The following is a 24,325-nucleotide window of genomic DNA, read 5'->3' on the forward strand; positions in this document are numbered from 1 at the left end:
GCTCGTCGGTTGTAAGTGGGTTTTCAATGCAGCGTTGTCATGCTGCGGTCAAGATGTGGGCTGAGTGGGCCCTCGGGTTGGGCGGTTATGGGCGCCTAATTTCTATCCTCGCCGGCAATCTGCTCGACAAGATCGACGATCTTTCGCCGAAGTTTTGCGTCGTCAATGCGCATGAAGGCGCGGGTTAAAGCGAGCCCGTCAGACGTTGCCAGAAAATCCGACACATAGGTCGGAGACGGGGCCTCGCCGAAACCGGAGGTTGCGGTACCGCCATCCGGTGCGCCTTCAAAAAAGAACGAGACCGGGACTTGCAGGATGTTGGAAATCTGCTGGAGTCGGCTGGCCCCGATCCGGTTCGTGCCTTTTTCATATTTCTGAACTTGTTGAAAGGTGAGCCCCAAGGCGTCGCCGAGTTTTTCCTGACTCATGCCAAGCATCATGCGCCGCATGCGGACACGGCTGCCGACGTGCTTGTCTGTAGGATTAGGGGCCTTCTTGATCATAGTCGCTCATCTCCCGCGCGTCGCGCTCGGATGTCCAGAACCCGCGTCGGGGTGATGGGCTGTTTGCGCACGTTTTCTGAGATCGTCAAATTATTTTACAGTATACGGCGGGTGCATCGCATACAAATGCCGGTGCAGGAAATGCTTAGGAACCTCAGCATTCGGAAAATTTGATCTCTCATAGCGTAATTTGCTGCTGTAGGCCCACAACGCTAACCTGGCGGAGCAAATTTTTCGCAGGGATTCCTACTACCGTTATAATACCATACCAATTTATCGAGGTTTGGACACTCGATAACGCAGAACGACAAGCAATAAAGCGAGAAGCATAACCCCGGCAAGGCTGTTGCCAAGCCGGGCGTAGATTGTTGGTTCGAGCGGGCGTGGTAATGGTGAATCGAGAACGCCCTCAGCGCCAAGGGGCAAATATCGAATGATGCGGCCGAGGGGATCGACGACCGCGGAGATGCCGTTATTGGCAGCACGCACCAGTGGTAATCCCTCCTCGATCGCGCGGGCGCGCGCCTGCTGGAAGTGCTGATAAGGCCCCGGACTGATACCAAACCAGGCATCGTTCGTAACGTTCAGAAGCCAGCCGGGCCGATCGTCCGGCGGAACGATCGCGCCGGGAAAAACAATCTCGTAGCAGATCAGCGGCAGAAAGCGGGGGGCCCTCGGCAAGTCGTAAGCGCGGTGCCGATCGCCGGACAGGAATCCTCCCTGCACCTTGGTCAGTTGCAGAAAGCCGAGCCGTTCAAGCGTGGATTGAAATGGCAGATATTCGCCGAACGGAACGAGATGTACTTTGTCGTAGACCGACAGCACGGCCCCATCATGATCGATTGCATAGACCGAGTTATAGGCACGCGGTCTCCGCTCGCCCGGCAGCGCTTCCGCATAACGTGCCGCGCCGGTGAGCAGGATCGTTCCTTCCGGAAGCAGATTGGCGATTTGCGCAAGCGCATCGCCGTCGCGAGTCAGAAAGAAAGGGAACGCGGATTCCGGCCAGATCAGATGCGTGACATTGCGCAGGCCTGAGGTCTGCGGTGTTGTGGCACGATCCGATAGCGACAGGTAATGACTCATGATCTTCTGCCGGGCGCCGTAATTGAATTTTTCATCTTGTGGCAGATTGGGCTGCATGATGCGTAGGCGCACATCTTTGACGAACTCAGTTGGCGTGTTCGCAAGACGAATGGTCCCGTACCCCGCCATGACAAGAAGCGTTGCGACCGACAATGCGAGCGGCAGCCACGGCCGTCTTGTGTCGATCGCTTCATCAGCCAGCGTTGCCGGACTCGCGAAGATTGCAATGGAGAGCGTGGTCATGCCCCACAGTCCGAATACAGAAAGCGTTTGGGCAAGTGTCAGGCTGCCGGTCAGTGCATAGCCATAGCTGTTCCAAGGAAAGCCACTGAGCAGATGCCCGCGTAGCCACTCCACGACGGTCAGTGCGATGGCAAGAGCAAGAATGCGGATCGGGCCGCGTTGCCAGAGCAGCCGTGCCAGCGCGAATCCGGCCGCCGTAAAAATGGCGAGACCGGCGGGCAGCGCCGTCACTGCGATCGGCAGAAGCCAACCAAAAGTCTTGGCATCGACCAGGAAGGCGTGGCCGATCCAATAGAGGCCAGTCAGAAAATATCCAAAGCCGAAAAACCAGCCGGCGAGGGCGGCCGCGGCGCAACCACCGAAACGCGCAGCGCCGGAACCGTCGATCAGCCACACGGCCACCGGAAACGTCAGAAACAAGACCGGCCAGATATCGAAGGGCGGCAGCGCCAGAACGGATATGGCCCCTGCGGCAAAAGCGATCAGGGCGCGGCGCCAGCCCCAAGCCAGGACGATAGCGTGGGCAAGTTTCGAAATGCTCACGGTTGCGGCGTGGTCTTCGTGATGTCCGGCTCCGACGGAACGGGTAAGGCGGATGTCGCGTTTTGAGCTTGCGGTTGCTGCGCGACGTCGGAGCGTGTGCTTGTGCCGTGATGGATCTTCACTTTTTTCACCCGGCGCGGATCGGCATCGAGCACTTCGAATTCATAACCTTCCGGACCCGGCACCAGTTCACCACGGACCGGCACGCGGCCAACCCGCGAGACCAGATAGCCCGCCAGCGTATCGACTTCGTTCAGCGCATCGCCAACATCGAAGCCATTGCCGATGGCAGCGATGACATCTTCAATGCTGGCGCGCGCGTCTGCAACAAGCGAGCCGTCCGATTGGCGCTGAATATCCGGCGCCTCTTCGTCGTCGTGTTCGTCTTCGATGTCGCCGACAATCAGCTCAACGATATCCTCGATCGAAACGATACCATCCGTGCCGCCATATTCATCGACGACGAGCGCCAGGTGGATGCGCGTCGCCTGCATTTTCGCGAGAAGATCGATAGCCGGCATGGACGGCGGCACGAACAGAATCGGACGGATGATCTTCGCTTCCGAGAGCGGCATCGACAGATCAATCGCGCCGAGGTCGAGCCCCGCCGGCTTTGGCTTCCTGCGTTTGGCGTTGGTCGCCGGATTGACTGCGGCGCGCGCCGTCATGAACGCAATGAGATCGCGGATGTGAACCATGCCGACCGGATCGTCGAGCGTATCATTGAATGCGACGAGGCGCGAATGCCCGGCATTCTCGAACATCTTCACCAATTCGCCGAGCTGGATATCCTGTTGGACCGCGACGATATCGGCGCGCGGCACCATCACATCCTCGATCCGCCGTTCGCGTAGCCCAAGAATATTCTTGAGCATCGTCCCTTCTTCCGGCGAAAAGCCGAGCTCGCCGGGAGCGCTTTCCTCCAGCACTTCCTTGAGATCGGCGCGCGTCGAACTTGGTCGCCATCCGAACAGCGCGCGCAACCACCTAGAAAACAAACCTTCACCGTGATCGCGCGTGCCGTTGCTGACAGGAACGGGAAGGTTGCGACTACTGCTTGGTTCGATCCCGGTCTCACTGCGACTTGCGTCGCTGGTACTTGGACCATCGGTGTCAGGCATGGTTTTGCTTAGTCCGCGAATTTCCGGTCTGTATAAGGGTCGGCAATGGCAAGGCTCGACAAGATGCGCGTTTCCAGACTTTCCATGCGGCAGGCTTCATCATCGGTTTCGTGATCGAACCCGATCAGATGAAGATAGCCGTGAATGGCCAGATGCGCGAGGTGGTCAGAAAACGCCTTGTTTTCGGCCTCGGCTTCGCGCGCAACGGTCTCGCAGGCGATTGCGATATCGCCGAGGTGATGATCTTGCGCTGCGCTGACGTCACTGGCCGGGAAGGCCAGGACGTTCGTCGGCTTCTCCATGCCGCGCCATTGCGCGTTGAGCTGTTGAATCGTCGCATCGTCCGTCAGCATGACCGCGACCTCGCCCGGCTTGTTCTCGAATGCCGCGGCCGCCTCAATCGCCTTGCGCACGATGTCTTCCGCGTCGCCATACGCAGCCCAAGCGTCTGCTTCGATGACGACGTCGATCGTCGGCATCGTTTGCGCATCTTTGGTCGCGGCCGCCGGCATCATTTGGTCTCGCGCGGTTTTGATGCTGGTGAGGCGCGGTCATAAGCAGCGACAATACGCGCCACGAGCTCATGGCGGATCACATCCTCGGTCTTGAACGTGACCTGACCAATGCCCTCGACATCGGCCAGCAGTCGCGTCGCTTCTGAAAGACCGGATATCTGGCCCGGCGGCAGATCGATCTGGCTCGGATCGCCGGTGACGATCATGCGGCTGTTTTCGCCAAGCCGCGTCAGAAACATCTTCATCTGCATCGAGGTCGTGTTCTGCGCCTCGTCGAGAATGACGGCTGCATTGTGCAGCGTGCGGCCGCGCATGAAGGCCAGCGGTGCGATTTCAATTTCGCCGGTCTGCAACGCGCGTTCAACAATCCGCATATCCATCAGATCGGCAAGCGCATCGTAGATCGGCCGCAAATAGGGATCGACCTTCTCGCGCATGTCGCCGGGCAGAAAACCCAGCCGTTCGCCGGCCTCGACTGCCGGACGCGACAGGATAATGCGGTCGACTTCCTTGCGTTCGAACAGCGATATCGCATGCGCGACGGCGAGCCAGGTTTTGCCGGTACCGGCCGGGCCGATGCCGAAGACAAGGGAATGACGCTTCAGTGCGCGAATGTAAGCGTCCTGTCCCGCCGTGCGGGCGCGCACATTGCGTTTGCGCAAGGGAATATCGGCGAAGTTTGGTCGCGCTGTTGCAGGGTCGCTGTCGAACAGCGTGCCTTGCGACACCGTCTGGCGAATGGCGCCTTCGACATCGCCCTGTACCAGATCGCCGCCGCTCTTGAGTTGCTCGTACAAGGTTTCGAGCACCTGCCGTGCCTGGTCACAGGCCTCGCGCGCACCTTCGATGGTGACATGATTGCCACGCGAATCGGCCACGACGTTGAGCTTGCGTTCGATCAGCGCGAGGTTCTGCCCGTATTGGCCGAACAGGGTCGATGCCAGCTTGTTATCATCGAAAGCCAGCATCGTTTGTGTCGGCGGTTCATCGCCGGCTTTCGGCATGATTGGAGAACCTTGAAGCGCTGTGTTTTGGCCCGGCTTGTAATTGCGCAAGACGGTCATGCTCCCATCGCGGCCAGCGGCGCATATCGCGGTGGCTCTGCCGCGTCCTGTGCTGCAACTGTTCCAAACAAACTGTAGCTTCCAGTATCGTCGATTCTCACCGGCGCGATTGTGCCAATCAGGGATGGCGGCGCCATGACTTGCACGGGTTGCAGATAGGGCGACTTGCCGACGATCTGTCCCGGATGGCGGCCGACTTTCTCGAACAGGACATCCAGCGTCTGGCCGACACAATTGCGGCTGAATGCGGCCAATTGCCGGTCGATCAATTCCTGCAATTCCTTCAGGCGTTGCGTTTTCACACTCTCGGCAACCTGATTGTCCATATCGGAAGCCGGCGTGCCCGGGCGCGGCGAATATTTGAACGAGAAGGAGCCCGCAAAGCCGACATCCTCGATCAGGCTCATCGTATCCTGGAAATCGGCATCGGTTTCGCCGGGAAAACCGACGATGAAATCCGATGTGAAGGCCATTGCTGGTTGCGCGCTGCGCAGCCGGTCGACGACACGAAGATAATCGTCACGGGTATGTCGCCGATTCATCGCATCGAGTATGCGATTGGAGCCCGACTGCACCGGCAGATGGAGTTGCGGCATCAATTCCGGCAGATCGCGATGCATGGCAATAAGGCTGTCATCGACATCGCGCGGGTGACTTGTCGTGTAGCGCAGACGGTCGATGCCCGGGATATCGGCCAATCGCCGCAGCAGCCGCGCCAGGGTCCAGGTCTGACCATCCGGTCCGTCGCCGTGATAGGCATTGACGTTCTGGCCGATCACCGTGATTTCGCGAATGCCGGCATCGGCAAGCCGCAACGCTTCAGCCAGGATTTTTGCCACCGGCCGGGAAACTTCGGCGCCGCGCGTATAGGGCACTACGCAGAAGGTGCAGAATTTGTCGCATCCTTCCTGGATTGTCAGGAACGCGCTGACGCCGCGCGCACGGATTTTTTCGCGCGTCGGATTTTTGAGAAAATCGAATTTGTCTTCTGCCGGAAATTCGGTTTCGACCGGCCGTTCGCCGCGCGCTGCCTGTTCCAATAGACGTGGCAGGCGATGGTAACTCTGCGGCCCGACGACCAGATCAACAGCCGGCGCACGCCGCATAATCTCGGCGCCTTCAGCTTGGGCCACACAACCGGCCACCGCGATAGTGACCTTGCGGCCGGCGCTGGCGGCCTCGTCCTTCATCATCCGCAGGCGGCCGATCTCGGAATAAACCTTTTCGGCGGCTTTCTCGCGGATATGGCAGGTGTTCAGCACGACGAGATCGGCATCATTCGCGTCATTCGTCTCGCTGAATCCCTCCGGGGCCAGCATGTCCGCCATACGAAGCGAGTCGTAGGCGTTCATCTGACAGCCGTAGGACTTGATGTAGAGCTTGCGGGGTCCGGTCATGCCGCGTGATGGGGCGCTGTCGGCGCGGAATGCGTCAACGGTCCTGATCCTTCAGTGCAAATACGACAGACATACCGGGGTTCCTAGACCCATCTTTACAGCCAAATCGGCCAAAAAGGAATGCGACCGCTCAGGATAAACCCTTGCGGGGCCAATCCTTGGGCGAAATAGGCCGAAATTTTCCAGCTTCAAGATTTTGGAGGGCGAATTCGGTATTTAATTACCGAAATTCATCCTCAGTTCTTCTTCTCGTCGTCCAGCGGCACGGCATAAAGTTCCAGGCGGTGGTCGATCAGCTTGTAGCCCAGCTTCCGTGCTACCTCCGCCTGCAGCCGCTCGATCTCCTCGGACTGGAATTCGATGACCTCGCCGGTCCGCAGGTTGATCAGGTGGTCATGATGGACGTCCGAAATTTGCTCGAAACGCGCCCGTCCCTCGCGGAAATCGTGGCGCTCGATGATCCCGGAATCCTCAAACAGCTTCACCGTCCGATATACGGTCGAAATTGAAATACGGTCGTCGATCTTGGCGCAGCGGCGATATAATTCCTCGACATCGGGGTGATCGTCGGCATCGTTGAGCACGCGGGCAATGGTGCGCCGCTGTTCGGTCATGCGCATTCCCTTTTCGGCGCAGCGCGCCTCGATGCTGGTCGGGTTCTTCAAGTTGGCTGCCTTTAAGGCCACATCCATCTCCGCTTGTCGGCCCATTTTAGAAGCAGGGCCATCGCCCGTCCATCAGGCGAGATCGCGCCGCAACACCAATGCGCTTGTCGGCCGCCCCGATGTGCTTGGGTAATAGCCGTCTCTGCGCCCAACTTCCACAAATCCCGCACGGCGATAAAGCCGCAGGGCCGACACGTTGCCTTCATCGACTTCCAGAAACACGGTCCGCACACCGAAGGCCGCCAGACGCCCGAGATGGTGCCGCAATATCGTGCGCGCAATATTGCGGCCGCGATAGGACGATGACACCGCGATGGATAGAATTTCGGCTTCGTCCGCCGCCATGCGCGAGATGATAAAGCCGGCGAAATTCTTTCCGATCGTGGCGCGATGCGCGACCACATTCCGGTCGAGCAGCATGTGCTCGATTTCGTCTTCACTCCATCCACGTTGAAATGAAGCCGCATGCAGCCTTGCAATGGCTGAGGCGTCGCGTGTCGCGGCATCGGATATAACCGGCGGCCGGGCCGGCGAGAGTAATTCAAACAGCCATTTCATCGGCGCGGCAGTTTTGCTGATGTTTGCGGGTGGGCGTCGGGTGGGCGCAGGTACAGCGGCTTTGGCGGTGCATCTTGTTGCGCGGCGATAGCACCGAGCCTTGCCACCCAATCGATATCGGGTGCGCGCCGCTCGTCGATCTGCGGCGGCTTCTCTTGATTGGGCCAGATCTCGGCCATCATGGCCGCGCCTGAGCCCACAAGCCGCGCCGAAGCGCCGGCGGCGGCATGCACGGCTTCGGCAACAGGCACGATCCGTGGCGACAGCAACACATGGCCGCCAGCGCCGTAGAGCTGCAGATAAATATGCCGGTGGCGACCGTCGATCGCGGCTGCGACCGGTGTTGCCGGGTCGGTGGCAATGTAGGGTGCTGCCAATGCGGAAAGTGTGGTGACGCCGATCACCGGCTTCTTCGTCGCCAGCCCCAATCCGCGGGCTGCGGCAATGCCGACACGAAGACCGGTAAAGCTGCCGGGCCCGACGGTCACGGCAAGGCGGTCAAGATCGGCGAATGCCATCTTACTTTGCTCCATCACGCCGGCCACGAGCGGCATCAGCGCTTCGGCATGACCGCGGGTCATGATCTGCGTATCGCTGGCGATCACAATGCCCTGCACGGAATCGAAGATCGCGGCCGAGCAGGCTTCTAATGCTGTGTCGATGGCAAGAACGAGCATGCGGATGTCATACATCGTATAGCCGTTCTCGCGAAGGCAGGCCCATATGGCAGTGCCGTGTATGGGTCTCCGCCTTCGCGGAACGACAAAGATGCAAGAAAGCGTGGAGGGGGCGGTTTAGACCGGACGAACCTCAGTGACATCCGGCACGAAGTGCCGCAGCAGGTTCTGGATGCCATGCCGCAGCGTTGCCGTAGAGGAGGGGCAGCCCGAGCAGGCGCCCTTCATGGACAGAAAAACGACACCGTCCTTGAAACCGCGGAAGGTGATATCGCCGCCGTCATTGGCGACGGCCGGACGAACACGCGTCTCGATCAATTCCTTGATCGTATTCACCGTCTCTTCGTCGGCAGCATCAAAAAATTCGTCTTCGTCCGCGCCGCCTGTGTCGGCGCCATCCCGCAGGAGCGGTGCGCCGGACATGTAATGCTCCATGATCGCGCCGAGGATAAGCGGCTTGAGCTGCTGCCATTCGCCGGCGGCCTTGGTCACGGTGATAAAGTCCGAGCCGAAAAACACGCCGCTGATATTGGGAATATCAAACAGCTTCTCGGCCAGCGGCGATTTCGCCGCCTGTTCGCGGTTGGTCATTTCCAGAGTGCCGTCGAGCACGGTACGGCCCGGGAGGAACTTCAGGGTCGCCGGGTTCGGCGTGGCTTCGGTCTGGATGAACATCGGCTTAGCTCTCGGCTTTGAAAGGATCGCGTCGGGCGCACTCGCCACGGGCACCCCTATAAGTGGCGCTTTATTGGCCAAGGTCAACCGGGAGCATAACGTGCCGGAAAATGCGGAACCGGCGTCGCGCCACGCGATGCTCCCCAATCCCTAGGTCAGCGCATCCAGCTCGTCATCGGTGAGATGGCCGGGCACGACGGTCACCGGGATTGGCAAATCGAGGGTGGTCCGGCCGATAGCGGAAATCAGCGGCCCGGGCCCCTCGGACCCGGTGCCTGCGGCCAGGACCAGATTGGCGATGTCCTCATCCTCGTCGATCAACTGCAAAATCTGCTCGATCCATTTGCCTTCACGCACCACCCGTTCCGGCGTGATGCCGGCCACGCCATTGGCGCGTCCGGAGGCGCGATCGAGCGCGGCGTTGGCTTCCTCGTGCGCTTCGGCGCGCATGATGTCGGCAACGCCAAGCCATTGCTGGTTGCGGTCCTCGATATCGACCACGCGCAGCATGATCATGCTGGCGCCGACGCGCGAAACGCGACGGCTCGCATAATAAATTGCGCGGTCGCCTTCCGGCGTGTCGTCCACGATGACGAGATATTTCGGCTTATGGCCGGATTCATAAGAGCGGCGTTTGCGGCTCATCGACCTTCCCCTGAATAACGGCCTAGCGCTGGTCGCGCGCACGACGTAGCGCGACCGATGGTGCCACGGCAAGTGCGATGGTCACAAGACAATGTCGGACTTGACATTCGAATTGCAGCGACGGTCAGCGTCGCACGAATCCAACAATATCCTTGACGGATTTCATCGTCTCCGCCGCGATCGCGCGCGCGCGATCGGAGCCATCGCCCAGAACCTGATCGATATAAGCCGGATCGGCGACCAGACGTTTCATCTCGCCGCCGATCGGCCCGAGCTTTTCGACCGCGAGATCGACAAGTGCCGTTTTGAACGACGAGAATTGCGCGCCACCGAATTCGCGCAGCACTTCGGTCTTGCTGATGTCTTTCAGCGCCGCGTAGATGCCGACGAGATTGTCCGCTTCAGGCCGCGTTTCGAGACCTTTCTCTTCGCTTGGCAGCGGTTCCGGATCTGTCTTTGCCTTGCGGATTTTCTGCGCGATCGTGTCGGCATCGTCCGTCAAGTTGATGCGCGAATATTCCGACGCATCGGATTTTGACATTTTCTTCGAGCCGTCGCGCAGCGACATGACGCGCGTGGCTGGACCTTGAATCACTGGCTCCGGCAGCGGGAAGAACATGTCGCCAAAGCCGTATTTCGCAATCTGTGCGCCGAAGTCGTTGTTGAATTTCTGTGCGATGTCGCGCGACAATTCGAGGTGCTGCTTCTGATCCTCGCCGACCGGGACATGGGTCGCGCGATAGATCAAAATGTCAGCCGCCATCAGGCTCGGATAGGCGAACAGTCCGACCGAGACATTTTCGCGATCCTTGCCGGCCTTTTCCTTGAATTGCGTCATGCGATTCAGCCAGCCCATACGCGCAACGCAATTGAACACCCAGGCGAGCTCGGCATGCTCGGCAACCTGGCTCTGGTTGAAGACGATGTTCTTCTTCGGGTCGATGCCGCTTGCGATGAAGGCTGCAGTCACCTCGCGAATCGTCCGTCGCAATTCGTCCGGATCCTGCCAGACCGTGATCGCATGCATGTCGACGACGCAGTAAATGCAGTCAAAAGTCTTCTGCAGGTCGACGAATTTGGTGATGGCGCCGAGGTAATTGCCGAGATGCAGATTTCCCGTCGGCTGGACGCCGGAAAATACCAGTTGTTTGAACGCCATCGCGGCCTCTGCGGTGAATAGTATAGAGCGCGGGTGAATGCCACGCCATGCCACGTCATGGCAAGTATTCCATGGCAAGTATTCATCGTCGGGCCCTACCGGGGCCGGAAGGTCGTGCGCAAATCGCTGGTGCGGACGATGTCGAACAGCCAGAGACAGGCTGCATAGACGAGGAGCCCGACCCCGACGACAACCGTCAGAAGGGCGATCTGAAGGAGTCGGCCATCGCCTTGCGCGAACAAGCTTGCTTGCGCCGCCACAAGACGAACGACGGCGCCCATGATGGCGGCCGAGAGCGCAATCAGGGCCAGACGGCGCCAGGCAGAAACGGGGATCGTCAAAAGCCCGCGTCGCGTCGCGAGCAGCCACAGCATGGCCGCGCTGATCCAGCCTGATGCTGCAATGGATAAAGCTATTCCAGACGGTCTGGCAGCGAGCATGAAGGCGAGGCTGCCGAAGAAAGCCGCGATCAATCCGACGCCGGCAGCCATCATCGGCGTGCGCGTATCCTCATGCGCAAAAAACACGGGCGACAGTGCCTTTACCAGCACATGGCCCGGCAGGCCGATGGCAAGTAAACCAAGCATGGTCGCGGTGGCATAGCTGTCGGTGCTCGTGAAAGCGCCGCGTTCGAACAGGATATGCACGATCGGCCATGCCAGTAGCATCAGAGCAATCGCAGCGGGAAAGGCGAGACCAAGCGCCATTTCGATGCCATGCCGAATAGTGCGCGGGCCAAGCTCGCGGTCCTTGCCGCGCGCGGCATGCGACAGGGCCGGTGTCATCACCGTGCCAATGGCGATGCCGACAATGCCGAGCGGCAATTCCACCAGGCGGTTCGCATAATACAACCACGACACCGCGCCCGGCCAATCTGAAGCGATCATGACGGCGACAATCATGGTGAGTTGCGGAACCCCGCTTGCGATCAGGCCGGGTATCGCCAGCGCCACGAAACGTTGCGCGTCATTGCGTGGAAGAACGCCGAGCGGTGTCGCCTTCTCCGGCCCGATCAGCACCGTGATGCCGACCAGCACAAGCTGGCAGAGACCCGCCAGCGCCACGGCGATTGCCACCAGCCACGCCGAGCGGTCGCTGTCACCCCACTTCATCAGGACGATCACGGCAATTGCGATGAGAATAACGATATTGAACATCACGGCGGCGGCCGCCGCCGTCGAATAGCGATGATTGGCGTTGAGGACACCCATCAACACCGCGATAGGCCCGGCGAGGACAAGATAAGGCAGCATCAGACGCGCCATTTCGACGGCGAGCGTCATGCGTGGATCATGACCGCCGAACCCGGGCGCCAGCCCGATCATCAAGAGCGGCATTGCCAGCGCTAGCAGGGCTGAAACGCACAGCAACACCAGTGTGAGCGTGCCGATCAGCTTTCCGGCATAGGCTCCGGCACTTTTTTCTCCGCCTTCATCGCGCCGCCGCAGATAGAGCGGCACAAAAGCCGAATTCAGTGCGCCCTCGGTGAGCAGCCGACGGACCAGATTGGAGAACTGAAATGCCACGACGAAAGCGTCGGCGCGCGCGCCTGCGCCGAACAATCCGGCAATCGCCACATCGCGCACGAAGCCAAGGACGCGCGACGCCAGCGTCGCCGCGCCGACAATCGCGACATTTCGGGCGATGGACATGGAAAAGGTGGCCCTCATTGCGGGTTTAAAGTTCCAGCGGCTGTCTTATACCGGCCAAGCGGATCAAGAAACAGAATGCAAGCTAGGTCGGCTTGAGTGCCGCACAATGCCGCTTGCACCGACCGATTGAAGGTGGTGAATCGGCCGCCGTGACAGCGACTGACACCCATCAGGCTATCCACGCCATCTGGCGGATCGAACAGGCAAAGCTGATCGCCGGCCTTGCCCGATTCACCGGCGATGTCGGGATGGCTGAAGAGCTGGCGCAGGATGCACTTGTTGCGGCGCTGGAGACCTGGCCGAAGAATGGCGTGCCTGAGAAGCCCGGCGCATGGCTGATAACCATCGCCAAACGGCGTGCGGTCGATCATTTCCGCCGCGCCAGAATGCGGGATCGCAAGCACGAAGACATCGGCCGCGATCTGCAAGCAGATGAACTGGCCATTCCCGATTTCGATGCCGCACTCGACAACGATATCGATGACGATCTGCTGCGTCTGATCTTCACCGCCTGTCACCCGGTGTTGTCACGCGAAGCGCAGGTTGCGCTGACTTTGCGATTGCTGGGTGGTCTGACGACCGATGAAATCGCCCGCGCCTTTCTCGTGGCGGAGCCAACCATCGCGCAGCGGATCGTCCGCGCCAAGCGCACGCTGATTGAGGCGCGCGTCCCCTTCGAAGTGCCGCATGGCGATGATCGGAGCGGACGATTGTTGGCCGTACTCGGCGTGATCTACCTGATTTTCAACGAGGGCTATTCGGCAACCAGCGGCGCTGATTGGATACGGCCGCAACTGTGTGAGGAAGCCTTGCGCCTCGGGCGCATTCTTGCCGGGCTCGCGTCCGGCGAACCGGAAGTGCACGGTCTTGTCGCGCTCCTCGAAATCCAGTCGTCGCGCTTTGCCGCCCGCACCGGGCCGACAGGCGATCCGATCCTGCTACTCGATCAGGATCGTTCGCGTTGGGACCAGCTTCTGATCCGGCGTGGTCTTGCGGCTTTGGCGCGTGCCGAAATGACGGCCGCGCCTCCTGGTCCTTATACGCTGCAAGCCGCCATCGCGGCTTGTCACGCGCGGGCGCGAAAAGCAGAAGACACGGACTGGAAGCAGATTGCGGCGCTCTACCGCGTGCTTGCGCAGGTCTCGCCGTCGCCCGTTGTCGAGCTGAATCGCGCCGTTGCGGTGGGCATGGCGTTTGGTCCGGCGGCGGGGCTTGAGATTGCCGATGCGCTCGTCGGCGAGGTCACGCTCAAAAACTACCACCTGCTGCCGAGCGTTCGCGGCGACCTTCTCGTCAAACTCGGCCGGCATGCAGAGGCGTGCGCAGAATTCGAGCGTGCCGCATTATTGACCCGCAATGAGCGCGAGCGCGCTTTGTTGAGGGAACGGGCAGCGGCCTGCGCGTCCTGACCGACGTCAAATACGATGCCCATCGTGGGCAATAGCGTTCCCACTCTCGACTTTTTTCCAAAAGAAACCCGCCGTATTTGCCACGCTGTCTCGCATGGCTATAGTGCGCCGCCTTGCAACCCAAGGACTTGCAACCAAGGACCCACGAATGACCTCTCCCCGCTACGATGTTCTCGGAATCGGCAATGCCATTGTCGACGTGATTGCGCGCGCCGAGGACGACTTTCTGATCAAGCAAAACATGCAGAAAGGGGGCATGGCCCTGATCGACGAGAGCCGGGCAAAGAGCATTTATGACGCGATGGGCCCGGCGACCGAAAGCTCGGGCGGTTCGGCCGCCAATACGATTGCCGGTGTTGCGAGCTTCGGCGCGAAGGCGGCCTTTGTCGGCAAGACGCGTAACGACAATCTCGGTCAGGTATTCGCGCACGACATCCGCGCATTGGGCGTCGGCTTTGATACGCCGCACGCCGCTGACGGTCCCGCGACGGCGTGCTGCTACATCATGGTCACGCCGGATGGCGAGCGCACGATGAATACCTATCTCGGCGCCGCGCAGAATCTCACGCCGGCCGATATCGATCCGAAACAGATCGGCGATGCCGCCATCACCTATCTCGAAGGCTATCTCTGGGATCCGCCTCATGCGAAAGAGGCATTCATCAAGGCGTCGAAAGCGGCGCATGATGCCGGCCGTATGGTGGCGCTGACCTTGTCGGACGCATTTTGCGTTGGGCGTTATCGCGATGAATTCCTGAAGCTGATGCGCGACAACACCGTCGATCTCATCTTCGCCAATGAAGCCGAGTTGAAGAGCCTTTACGAGACCGCTGATTTCGATACGGCTGTCTCGGTCCTGCAGAAAGATGCGAAGCTTGCTGTCGTGACGCGGAGCGAGAAGGGTTGTGTTGTCGTCAGCAAGGATGGCACCAAGGCTGTGCCGGCGGCGCCAGTCGAAAACGTGATCGACACCACGGGCGCGGGCGACTTGTTTGCTGCGGGCTTTCTGTTCGGCCTTGCCCATGGCCGCGATCACGTTGCTTGCGGTAAGCTTGGCGCGCTCGCTGCTGCCGAAGTGATCCAGCATATGGGCGCGCGTCCGGCGGTGTCGTTGAAGGCGCTGGCGCAGGAGAACGGATTGTTGTGAGAGGTGTGCGGCCGCAAGTCTCAACAATTCGTTATCGTCAGCGCGGCGGAAAATGCCTCAAAATGGCGCAAATTTAACTGTTTCGTAAGTGGCGTTGGTTACCGATTGGTGAAGTTATCACCTCGGAAACCACGCCATGGAACAGTCTGTCGAGTCTGGCAAGGAAACCTCCCCCGTCACCGCCGCTGAAACGGTCGCGACCGTCGAAGCGCCCGCTGCAGCCACCGCAACAGCAGAAGCCGCGCCGGAAAAGATCCGGATGTCGTTCCGCGAGTCGCTCGCGGCCATTGCTTCGCCGCTCGCGGCGCGTCCGCGGCTCAGCCGCTTCACCGTTCTTGCACTGGCGATCGCTGTCGCTGCCGCCGCCGGCTCCGCTGTCGGCGCCATGGCCGCTGTTGCTTTCGTCAAGCCGCAGCCGGTGTCCTCCGACGATGCGCGCACCATCGAAGTCAATGCGCTGCGTGGCGTGATCACGCAGCTCTCCGCGGAAGTTGCCTCGCTCAAGGCGAGCATCGACAGCAACTCGAAGTCGGCCAATGCGCAGATGGCGAAAGTCGCCGAGCGTGTCGAGAAGGCGCAGGCCGAGCCGGCCTCGCGCGTTCAGAAATTGTCGGAGCTGCTGGAACGCATCGATCGCCGGACCGCGGCGACTGCCGCGTCTTCGTCTGATGTTACCGGTTCGATCGCCTCCAGCTCTGCTGCACCTGCAGCCTCCAAACAATCGGATCGTCCGGCTGTGGTGAGCGGATGGGTCATTCGCGATGTGTTCGATGGCCGCGCGATGCTGGAGAATGCGCGTCTGGGCTTCTATGAGGTTGTGCCGGGTGCGGATCTTCCAGGTGTTGGCCGGGTGCAGACCATCCGCCGTCAGGATGGCCGCTGGGTTGTGGTGACTCCGAAGGGACTGATCGTTTCTTCGCGTTAAGCGATAGATTTCGCGTTATCCAAGCGCCGGCGCGGTGACGGCGCCGCTTTTTTATTGAGCAGACTGCACACTCAGTTCATTTGGCTGGTCCCGTTTCCCGTGTCATAATTTTGCGCGGGACGGAGCGGCGCATGCGAATTTCCCTTCGGCTATCAGGTGCAACGCTGATCGCGGCTTTGAGCTTGCTGCCGGCACGGGCTGCAGCATTCGAGCGCATCCAGGCGCCAGCGCCGAAAGCCGAGATGATGGAAAATTGTCCCGGGCTTGTCGCGTCGCGGTCCCCGCGCGTTGTTCCCGCTGCATTCAAGCTGGCGCAACTCGCCAGCGATCAGGTGCGGATCACTTATATCGGGCACTCTACCTTTCTGATCGAAAGCCCGCGCATCGTCCGCATCGCAACGGATTATAATGACTATGTTCGTCCGCCGGTCACGCCGGACATCGCGACGATGAATCACGCGCATTCATCCCATTACACCGACAGTCCGGATCCCAAGATTCCTCATGTGCTGCGCGGCTGGGCCAGTGAATTCGGAAAGCCGGTTCGCCATGATATTACAGTCAAGGATGTGCGCGTGCGCAACGTGCCGACCAATATCCGTGACTATGGAGGCGGCACCGAGCGGCACGGCAATTCGATCTTCGTGTTCGAAATAGCCAACATGTGCATCGCCCATCTCGGTCATCTGCATCACACGCTGAACCAGCAGCAGATGAACGAAATCGGCCGCATCGATGCGGTGATGGTGCCTGTCGATGGCAGCTATACGCTCGATATCGACGGAATGATCGAGGTGATCGAAGGTCTGAAGGCGCCGCTGATCATTCCGATGCATTATTTCAGCGTCTATACGCTCAATCGCTTCCTGGAACGCATGCGCGAGAAGTTCGATATCGAGACGTCGGAGACGCCATCAGTGGTGATTTCCAAGACGACACTGCCGGCCAGGCCCAAGGTGCTCGTCCTGCCGGGCCGCTGACACCGTCAGATCAATTGCTGCTGCAATTCGGAAGCAAGGCTGCGCAGCTTCGGCAGAAAAGTCTGACGCATCATCTCCGGCGTGCCGCGTTCTGTGTGGATGCCGATGTTCAACGCGGCGATGGTCCTGCCATCGAGACGTTTCAGCGCGACAGAAATCGAACGGAAGCCGACTTCCACTTCCTGATCGGCGAGCGAGTAACCGTCTGCCCGCGCCTTCAGAATAGCTTGCCACAATTGCTTCTTGTCGACGATCGTTTGCTCGGTGAGCTTGTGCGGCTGGATGCGCGCGAGGAAGGCATCTAGTCCGGCATCATCCAAGTCGGCAAGCAGAACGCGGCCAAGTGAACTGGCAAAGGCCGGAATACGAAACCCCACTTGCGCGCTCAACGGCAGGATGCGCGATGGCGATGCATGGACGATCATGACGACATCGTCACCATCTAGCACCGCAGTCGAGCATGAGGCATTGATCTCCGCGCTGAGACGGTCGATGGCCGGCTGCAGGATGCTGGCGATTGGATTGGACAGCAAGTAGGCGCCGGCCAGCGTCAGCACACGCGGTGTCAGCCGGAAAAGCTTTCCGTCGGTCTCGGCAAAGCCGAGCTGAACCAATGTGTGCAGCGTTCGCCGGACGGACGCACGCGGCAGATCGACCTGTTTTGCGACATCGCTCAAGGAAAGCTGCCGGCGGTCCCGGTCGAACGACTGTATGACCCGCAAGCCGCGTGCGAGCGCTTCGAGAAATTCCGGTCCGGCCCTGTCCGCCTGGTTTTGTTCGGCTTCCGATCGGCTGATACGCGGCATCGCCTCGATGCTCCCTCGTGGATGGCGTGCCCAGATCCGAGCGGCCTGCCACCAAGTTGGACTTGCAGGCTTACTTTCGATCTGATGTAATTCGAACCAATGTTCGGTCAACGAACAATAGTCATTCGTTGCGCCGTGTCTACAGCCGTATCGGGAGGCCGGGCCATGCTCAGCGCAGAACAAAACGAACTCATCACCCGCACCAATCCGGGCACCAAGGCCGGCAATCTCCTGCGGCGCTATTGGCAGCCGGCCGCATTGGTGGAGGAGTTATCCAGCAACCGCCCGATCAAGCCGGTGAAGCTGCTGGGCGAGGATCTTGTGATATTCAAGGATGGGCAGGGCCGCTACGGTCTGATCGCGCGCGGCTGCCCCCATCGCGGCACCGATCTGGCCTTCGGCCGTCTGGAAGCCGACGGTCTGCGCTGCGCCTTCCACGGCTGGAAATTCGATGTGAACGGCCAATGCCTGGAGACCCCGGCCGAGCCGGAAGGCAGCAAACTCTGCGCCAACATCCGGCAGAAATCCTATCCGGTGGTGGAGAAGAGCGGCATCCTGTTCGCCTATATGGGCCCGGGCGAGCCGCCGGCCTTTCCCAATTTCGATTGTTTCGTCGCGCCCGACGAATACACCTTCGCCTTCAAGGGCCTGATCGAGTGCAACTGGCTGCAGTCGCTCGAGGTCGGCATCGATCCGGCGCATACATCCTGGCTGCATCGCTTCTTCGAGGACGAGGATCCGTCAAAGTCCTATGGCAAGATGTTCCGCGACTCGACATCCGATGCGGACATGCCGATGACCAAGATCATGCGCGAATTCCCGCGTCCGCGCATCGAGGTCGAGCAAACGAATTATGGCCTGCGCCTCAACACGTTGCGCCAGATCAGCGACAAGTCCATGCATGTGCGGACCACCAATCTGGTGTTCCCCAATGCGTTCATGATCCCGATGAGCCAGGAGATGACCATCTCGCAATGGCATGTGCCGATCGATGAGACGACGCATTACTGGTACTGCATCTTCACCAGCTTCGGCAGCAAGGTGGACAAGGACGAGATGCGTCGCCAGCGACTGGAGCTCTACGAACTGCCGAATTACGTGCCGCGCAAGAACAAGCAGAACGATTACGGTTTCGATCCGTACGAGCAGGCGCACGAGACTTTCACCGGCATGGGCGCCGACATCAATATTCACGATCAGTGGGCGTGCGAGTCGATGGGGCCGATTCAGGATCGCACCAAGGAGCATCTCGGCCAGTCCGACAAGGCGATCACCGCCTATCGACGCATGCTGCGTGCTGCGATCGAACAAGCCAGCAAGGGTGAGCGTCCGCTGATGGTGCTGGACTCCGACAAGGCGCCGGCCATGACCGGCCCTGTCTGTGTCGACGGCGTCGGGCCGGCCGCCGATTGGGAAGGCTACACCCGGAACGCGCACGAGAATCGCCGCAAGACCAAGAGCTGGGCGAACGGACATTGATTTTTTCTTATCCCTCCCCTGAAAGGGGAGGGTCGGCATGCGGAACATGCCGGGGAGGGGTCATGTCCATGATCTCTCGCTTGACCCCCACCCGACTGCCTTCGCGACGCTTCGGCAGTCGACCTCCCCCTGCAGGGGAGGTAAAGAGAGATTGCCATGTCTTCGCGTGACAACGCCGCTGTAAGCTTCGTCGAACGCCACGGGTTGTGGAACGACGAACAATTTCGTCTGGCGAACACCGTCGAACGCGAGATCGAGGAGCGGAAGCTCGATCTCGTGCGCTTCTCCTTCGTCGATCAGCATGGTGTGCTGCGTGGCAAGACGGTGGTTGCGTCCGAAGCCGCCAAGCTGATGCGAAACGGCGTCAGTATGACGACGACGCTGCTCTGCAAGGACACATCGCATCGCACGGTGTTTCCGGTGTTCACGCCGGGCGGCGGTTTTGCCATGCCGGAGATGCAGGGCGGCGCAGACTTCCTGATGATCGCCGATCCGGCGACGTTCCGCGTGCTCCCCTGGGCGCCGAATACCGGCTGGGTATTGTGTGACATCTATTTCCAGAACGGCAAGCCGGTGCCGTTCTCGACACGCCAGCTTTGCCGTGACGCGCTGTCGAATTTGCGCGGCAAGGGCTTCGACCTGATGGCGGGGCTGGAAGTCGAATTCCATCTCTATCGCATCGAAAATCCGCGCCTTGCGCCGACGGACGCCACCTGGCCGGGAGAGCCGATCGAGGTCAGCTATATCCATCAGGGCTTTCAATTGCTCACTGAGGCGCGTTCGGATCAGATCGAGCCGATCCTTGAGCCGTTCTGGCGCGCCGTGACGGCGCTGGGCCTGCCGTTCCGTTCGGCCGAAGTCGAGCTTGGTCCGAGCCAGTGCGAATTTACTTTCCGGCCGGAAATGGCATTCGCGGCCGCTGACATGATGGTGCTGTTTCGCAGCGCCATGAAGCAGATCGCGCGCCGCAACGGCATGCACTGCACATTCATGTGCCGGCCGGGTTTGCCGAACGCGTTTTCCAGTGGCTGGCATCTGCATCAGTCGCTGATCGATGTGAAAACGAAAGCCAATGCCTTCGTGTCACACGACGGCGAGCACGCTCTGTCTCCCCTGGGCCGCGCCTGGCTTGGCGGTCTGCTAGCCAATGCAAAGGCGAGTGCGCCTTTCGCAACGCCAACGCTCAACGGCTATAAGCGCTATCGCGCTTATGCGCTGGCGCCCGATCGCGTAATCTGGGGTCAGGACAATCGCGGCGTGATGGCGCGCGTGATTGGCAGCCCCGGCGATCCGGCCACGCATATCGAAAATCGCATCGGTGAGCCTGCGGCTAATCCCTATCTCTACATCGCTTCACAGGTTGCAGCCGGTCTTGATGGCGTCGCCCGGAATCTCGATCCCGGCCCATCGGCCGATACGCCTTATGAAATGCAGGCCGAGTCGATGCCTAAGAGCTTGGGCGAAGCGCTCGATGCGCTACGTGTGAGCGAATGTTTCCGCAACGCTTTCGGCAATGGTTTCATCGATTATTATTTGCGCATCAAGGATTCGGAGATCGCGCGCTATCGCAGCGAAGAACGCGCCGATGCCAGCGATGTCACGCGCTGGGAACAGAAGGAATATTTCGATCTGTTTTAGAGCGTTTTCGGGCGAAGTGAGCACCGGTTCGCGTGAAGAAAACGCGTCTAAACAAAAAGTAGGGCCCCGGCTTTTGATTCCATCAAAGCCGGGGCTCTAGTTGCGGGCATCGCGATATTTCGCCCTCAGATTGCATCGCAGGCGGTGCATAACTCCCGGCATGTGATTTTACGTTACCACTCGCGAATATTTACCGGCCATCCCTCCTCAATTACCGCGTGTTTACCACTTTCACTCTAACGCTGATGCATTGGGGTGAATGGGGCTCGCAATGCTGAACAAACTGTCCGTCGGCGCGCTGTTGAAATCCGTCATCGGAATTCTCGGCGTGGCTGTTATCGTCATGCTCGCACAGAATGTGTGGATGTCCTGGACGCAATACCAGGCAGCGACGCGCAGTGCGGCAGTCATTGATATCTCTCGCAATCTCTTCACGGCCTTGCACAATCTGCGCGTTGACCGCTCGACGACGGTGCGCGATCTGAACGGCGATCGGCAACAGACATCGCTGGCAAAACAGACGCAGGACGTGCGTACGGCGGAGATGGCCGCGCTGAAGCCGGCCTTGGCGGCCCTGGCCAAGCTCGATTTTCCGAATAAAGAGGCGAGCCTTCCGGGTCTTGTTGCCTCGGTCAACAAGCTGCATGGTCTGCATGAAGAGACTGTCCGCGCTGTCACTCAGCCGAAAGCATCTCGCCGCGCCGGGCTCATGGAAGAATTTAACGCTGAAACGTCCCGCCTCATTGAGTCGCTTGGAAAACTGTCAGAACAGCTCACCAATATGGTGAAGCTCGATGACAGCATGATCGACCAGTTGCTCGGTATCAAGCAGCTCGCCTGGATTGCGCGCAACAGCGCCGGCGACGCGCAGGTGATGATCTCGAACGGTCTCGGCGGTCTGAAATTGCCGGCCGATCCGCTGCTTGTTTACACGAGGAATCTCGGCAAGACCGAATCGGTCTGGGAAGCGCTCGAAGAGGCTGCCGCCGGTCTGAATCTGCCGCCGCAATTTGCCGCCGCTTTGCAGACAGCAAGGAATGAATACTTCGACCCGAAGTTTTCAGAGCTTCGCCTGAAGGTGTTCAAGGCGGTCATTGCCGGTGAAAATGCTGGTGTTACGCCGCAGGAATGGACGCCGATGTCGGTTTCTAAACTCGCCTCCCTCTTGGGCGTTGCGGAAACGGCGCTCGATGTCGCCATGGATCATGCGCAGGCCAAGGCCGCGTCATCGCTGTGGCACTTCGGAATCATGTCCGCTCTGCTCATTGTTGCGCTCGCCTTTGTGGCGGCCATGGTGCTGCTGGTCTCGCGTCGCGTGACCGAGCCGCTGCGCAATATTCAGGGCGCTATGCTGAAACTGGCTGACGGGGATTTCTCGGTCGTGCTGCCGGGCCTCGATCGCAAGGACGAAATTGGCGATGTCGCCAATTCGGTTGAGCGCTTCAAGGTGCTGGCATTGGAGAAGGCGCGGGCCGAAGCGGACGAGACGCTGAAGCGTCAGAAGGCCGAAGCAGAGATGCAGGCGCAGGCGGCCGAAGAGCGGGCTCGTACGGCAGACGAGCAGGCACGTGCGATGCGCATGCTGGGTGAGGGCCTTGGTCGTCTGTCTGACGGCGATCTTACGGTTCGTCTGGACGACGGTTTCAGCGAGTCCTATCGGCAGATCAAGGACGACTTCAACACTGCGATGAGTCGGCTGCAATCGACGGTTCAGGCGATTGCACTCGCCACCGGCGAAGTATCGAACGCTGCGGCCGAAATCTCGGCCTCGACGACCGATCTCTCGCAGCGGACCGAGGAACAAGCGGCCAGCCTGGAAGAGACCTCCGCCTCGATGGAGCAGATCTCTGCGACGGTGAAGCAGAATGCGCAAAATGCGCAACATGCCAATTCGCTGACGCAGGGCACGCATCAGATCGCCGATCAGGGTGGTCAGGTGGTGTCGGAAGCCGTCTCTGCGATGGCCCGCATTGAGGAATCCTCGCGCAAGATTTCCGACATTATCTCGGTGATTGATGAAATCGCCCGCCAGACAAACCTGCTGGCGCTCAATGCGGCGGTCGAAGCGGCACGTGCCGGCGAAGCCGGACGGGGTTTTGCGGTGGTCGCATCCGAAGTCCGCAGCCTCGCCCAGCGCTCATCGCAGGCGGCGAAGGACATCAAAGATCTGATCGTCAATTCTTCGACGCAGGTCACGGAGGGCGTGGATCTCGTCAACCGCGCCGGTACATCACTTGGCAAGATCGTCGAGTCGATCAAGCAGGTGGCAGAAATCGTCTCCGAAATCGCCAATGCCAGCGGCGAGCAGGCATCGGGCCTTGATCAGGTCAGCAAGGCGCTGGTCCAGATGGATGAGGTCACGCAGCAGAACTCGGCACTGGTCGAACAGAATGCGGCAACGGCCAAGACGCTGGAAGACCAGCAGGCGGCGATGCGCGAGCGCATGGGCTTCTTCAAGTTCGGCGACGAACAGAGCGCAGCGCCCGCCCCGCGCATTCAGTCTCCGGTCGTCCGGATGAAGCAAAGCGCGCCGGCCACCAGGCCTTCCGCACCGGCGCGTCAGCCGGCGAAGCGCGCGGTCGTATCCCGTGGCGGTGCCGCCGCTGCGGTGGCGATCGACGGCGACTGGGAAGAGTTCTGAGGCCCGCCCCGCAGCCGAACCGGTGTGACGGCTGGCAAGTCGACATTCCTTGAAAGGCCGGACACATTCCCGGCCTTTCTCACCGCTTATTGACACATTCTGATTATTATTCGGCAGATTCTGCGCCGTGAGATCGACATTATCCGGCCTTGCCATTTGCCTGTGATGCAGGAATCGGGTGGTTTGTCCCGTCGGCCGCACCCACCTCTCCGAGGGTCACGGAGTTTCTGCCAATGACCGCAACAGCGCAGCATTATTCCGTCTTTGAAACAACGGCCGGCTTCTGCGCGATCGCGTGGAGCGATGCAGGGGTCACCCGCTTCCAGCTGCCGAGCCATACGGCCGCGGTGGCAGAACGCCTCCTGCTTAGAAGCGTGCCGCAAGCCGTTCAGGCAATGCCTCCAGCGCAGATCGCAGACGTCGTGACGGCGGCGAAGCGCTATTTCGAGGGCGACAGGATCGACTTTTCGCCGGTTGTGCTCGACATCGATGGACAGGACCCTTTTTTCACGCGGATTTACGAGACCCTCCGCAAGGTTGAATGGGGCCAGACCACCACCTACGGCACGCTGGCCAAGGAACTCGGCGCCGGGCCAGAGGCCGCGCGCGATGTCGGGCAAGCCATGGCGAAAAATCCGGTGCCGCTGATCATTCCATGTCACCGGATCCTGGCGCCGGCGGCAAGATCGGCGGCTTTTCAGCGCCCGGCGGCTCGACAGCCAAAGCCCGCATGCTTGAACTTGAGGGCGTCAGCACTCAACCGCCATCACCTGCGCAGCAGAGCTTTGGTTTCTGAG

At 60.2% G+C, this 24,325-nt stretch carries 21 protein-coding genes and 1 pseudogene; 8 read left to right on the forward strand and 14 right to left on the reverse strand.

Annotation, left to right across the window (positions count from 1 at the left end; genetic code table 11):
• Positions 1 to 95: 95 nt before the first annotated feature.
• From CAK95_RS09200 to murJ, 13 genes are all read right to left on the reverse strand, one after another.
• A complete protein-coding gene (locus tag CAK95_RS09200; RefSeq protein ID WP_086087646.1) occupies positions 96 to 503 on the reverse strand; it encodes a helix-turn-helix domain-containing protein in 408 nt (135 codons plus the stop codon).
• Between the two features lie 273 nt (positions 504 to 776).
• On the reverse strand, positions 777 to 2,375 hold the full coding sequence (lnt, locus tag CAK95_RS09205) for an apolipoprotein N-acyltransferase (protein WP_086087647.1): 1,599 nt from the start codon (positions 2,373 to 2,375) through the stop codon (positions 777 to 779).
• Positions 2,372 to 3,496: a hemolysin family protein gene (locus CAK95_RS09210; RefSeq protein ID WP_086087648.1), complete on the reverse strand. Its 1,125-nt coding sequence runs from the start codon at positions 3,494 to 3,496 to the stop codon at positions 2,372 to 2,374. The genes lnt and CAK95_RS09210 overlap by 4 nt, the downstream gene beginning before the upstream one ends.
• Positions 3,497 to 3,504: 8 nt before the next feature.
• Entirely contained in the window at positions 3,505 to 4,011 is a 507-nt protein-coding gene (gene ybeY / locus CAK95_RS09215; RefSeq protein WP_086087649.1) for an rRNA maturation RNase YbeY, read from the reverse strand.
• Positions 4,008 to 5,015: a PhoH family protein gene (locus CAK95_RS09220; RefSeq protein WP_086091302.1), complete on the reverse strand. Its 1,008-nt coding sequence runs from the start codon at positions 5,013 to 5,015 to the stop codon at positions 4,008 to 4,010. Before CAK95_RS09220 ends, ybeY begins: the two co-directional genes overlap by 4 nt.
• Before the next feature lie 56 nt (positions 5,016 to 5,071).
• Positions 5,072 to 6,472, reverse strand: a complete 1,401-nt coding sequence (miaB, locus tag CAK95_RS09225) for a tRNA (N6-isopentenyl adenosine(37)-C2)-methylthiotransferase MiaB (protein WP_086087650.1) — start codon at positions 6,470 to 6,472, stop codon at positions 5,072 to 5,074.
• Between the two features lie 236 nt (positions 6,473 to 6,708).
• The gene (locus CAK95_RS09230) at positions 6,709 to 7,164 is read right to left on the reverse strand and encodes a Fur family transcriptional regulator (RefSeq protein ID WP_086091303.1); all 456 of its coding nucleotides are present in this window, start codon (positions 7,162 to 7,164) and stop codon (positions 6,709 to 6,711) included.
• Between the two features lie 45 nt (positions 7,165 to 7,209).
• On the reverse strand, positions 7,210 to 7,695 hold the full coding sequence (gene rimI, locus CAK95_RS09235; protein ID WP_086087651.1) for a ribosomal protein S18-alanine N-acetyltransferase: 486 nt from the start codon (positions 7,693 to 7,695) through the stop codon (positions 7,210 to 7,212).
• Complete coding sequence (gene tsaB / locus CAK95_RS09240) at positions 7,692 to 8,372, reverse strand: tRNA (adenosine(37)-N6)-threonylcarbamoyltransferase complex dimerization subunit type 1 TsaB (protein ID WP_086091304.1); 681 nt, start codon at positions 8,370 to 8,372, stop codon at positions 7,692 to 7,694. The genes rimI and tsaB overlap by 4 nt, the downstream gene beginning before the upstream one ends.
• 117 nt (positions 8,373 to 8,489) lie before the next feature.
• The gene (locus CAK95_RS09245; RefSeq protein ID WP_086087652.1) at positions 8,490 to 9,047 is read right to left on the reverse strand and encodes a NifU family protein; all 558 of its coding nucleotides are present in this window, start codon (positions 9,045 to 9,047) and stop codon (positions 8,490 to 8,492) included.
• A gap of 150 nt (positions 9,048 to 9,197) precedes the next feature.
• The gene (locus CAK95_RS09250) at positions 9,198 to 9,692 is read right to left on the reverse strand and encodes a universal stress protein (RefSeq protein WP_086087653.1); all 495 of its coding nucleotides are present in this window, start codon (positions 9,690 to 9,692) and stop codon (positions 9,198 to 9,200) included.
• Between the two features lie 124 nt (positions 9,693 to 9,816).
• Positions 9,817 to 10,851 (reverse strand): tryptophan--tRNA ligase, encoded by a 1,035-nt coding sequence (trpS, locus tag CAK95_RS09255; protein ID WP_086087654.1) that lies wholly within the window; start codon positions 10,849 to 10,851, stop codon positions 9,817 to 9,819.
• A gap of 95 nt (positions 10,852 to 10,946) precedes the next feature.
• Positions 10,947 to 12,503, reverse strand: a complete 1,557-nt coding sequence (gene murJ, locus CAK95_RS09260) for a murein biosynthesis integral membrane protein MurJ (RefSeq protein ID WP_157699575.1) — start codon at positions 12,501 to 12,503, stop codon at positions 10,947 to 10,949.
• Between the two features lie 149 nt (positions 12,504 to 12,652).
• Between murJ and CAK95_RS09265 the strand changes: the two genes are divergently transcribed.
• The 4 genes from CAK95_RS09265 to CAK95_RS09280 all read left to right on the forward strand — a co-directional run bounded on the left by CAK95_RS09265 (position 12,653) and on the right by CAK95_RS09280 (position 16,964).
• The gene (locus CAK95_RS09265) at positions 12,653 to 13,912 is read left to right on the forward strand and encodes an RNA polymerase sigma factor (RefSeq protein ID WP_086091305.1); all 1,260 of its coding nucleotides are present in this window, start codon (positions 12,653 to 12,655) and stop codon (positions 13,910 to 13,912) included.
• Between the two features lie 148 nt (positions 13,913 to 14,060).
• On the forward strand, positions 14,061 to 15,059 hold the full coding sequence (locus tag CAK95_RS09270) for an adenosine kinase (RefSeq protein WP_086087656.1): 999 nt from the start codon (positions 14,061 to 14,063) through the stop codon (positions 15,057 to 15,059).
• A gap of 136 nt (positions 15,060 to 15,195) precedes the next feature.
• On the forward strand, positions 15,196 to 15,984 hold the full coding sequence (locus CAK95_RS09275; RefSeq protein WP_086087657.1) for a hypothetical protein: 789 nt from the start codon (positions 15,196 to 15,198) through the stop codon (positions 15,982 to 15,984).
• Positions 15,985 to 16,115: 131 nt separating this feature from the next.
• On the forward strand, positions 16,116 to 16,964 hold the full coding sequence (locus tag CAK95_RS09280; RefSeq protein WP_086087658.1) for an MBL fold metallo-hydrolase: 849 nt from the start codon (positions 16,116 to 16,118) through the stop codon (positions 16,962 to 16,964).
• A gap of 5 nt (positions 16,965 to 16,969) precedes the next feature.
• Here CAK95_RS09280 and CAK95_RS09285 read toward each other — a convergent pair whose 3' ends face one another.
• Positions 16,970 to 17,770 (reverse strand): IclR family transcriptional regulator domain-containing protein, encoded by an 801-nt coding sequence (locus CAK95_RS09285; RefSeq protein WP_086087659.1) that lies wholly within the window; start codon positions 17,768 to 17,770, stop codon positions 16,970 to 16,972.
• A 165-nt stretch (positions 17,771 to 17,935) separates the two neighbouring features.
• Here CAK95_RS09285 and CAK95_RS09290 point away from each other — a divergent pair, with 165 nt between their 5' ends.
• From CAK95_RS09290 to CAK95_RS09305, 4 genes and pseudogenes are all read left to right on the forward strand, one after another.
• On the forward strand, positions 17,936 to 19,249 hold the full coding sequence (locus tag CAK95_RS09290; RefSeq protein ID WP_086087660.1) for an aromatic ring-hydroxylating dioxygenase subunit alpha: 1,314 nt from the start codon (positions 17,936 to 17,938) through the stop codon (positions 19,247 to 19,249).
• A 156-nt stretch (positions 19,250 to 19,405) separates the two neighbouring features.
• Positions 19,406 to 20,887 (forward strand): glutamine synthetase family protein, encoded by a 1,482-nt coding sequence (locus CAK95_RS09295; RefSeq protein ID WP_086087661.1) that lies wholly within the window; start codon positions 19,406 to 19,408, stop codon positions 20,885 to 20,887.
• A gap of 271 nt (positions 20,888 to 21,158) precedes the next feature.
• On the forward strand, positions 21,159 to 23,528 hold the full coding sequence (locus CAK95_RS30175) for a methyl-accepting chemotaxis protein (RefSeq protein WP_183044282.1): 2,370 nt from the start codon (positions 21,159 to 21,161) through the stop codon (positions 23,526 to 23,528).
• Between the two features lie 233 nt (positions 23,529 to 23,761).
• A pseudogene (locus CAK95_RS09305) lies at positions 23,762 to 24,324 on the forward strand (methylated-DNA--[protein]-cysteine S-methyltransferase).
• The last annotated feature ends 1 nt before the right edge of the window (position 24,325 follow it).

Origin of the sequence: Pseudorhodoplanes sinuspersici (assembly GCF_002119765.1) — a bacterium.
GTDB classification, from domain to species: Bacteria; Pseudomonadota; Alphaproteobacteria; order Rhizobiales; family Xanthobacteraceae; genus Pseudorhodoplanes; species Pseudorhodoplanes sinuspersici.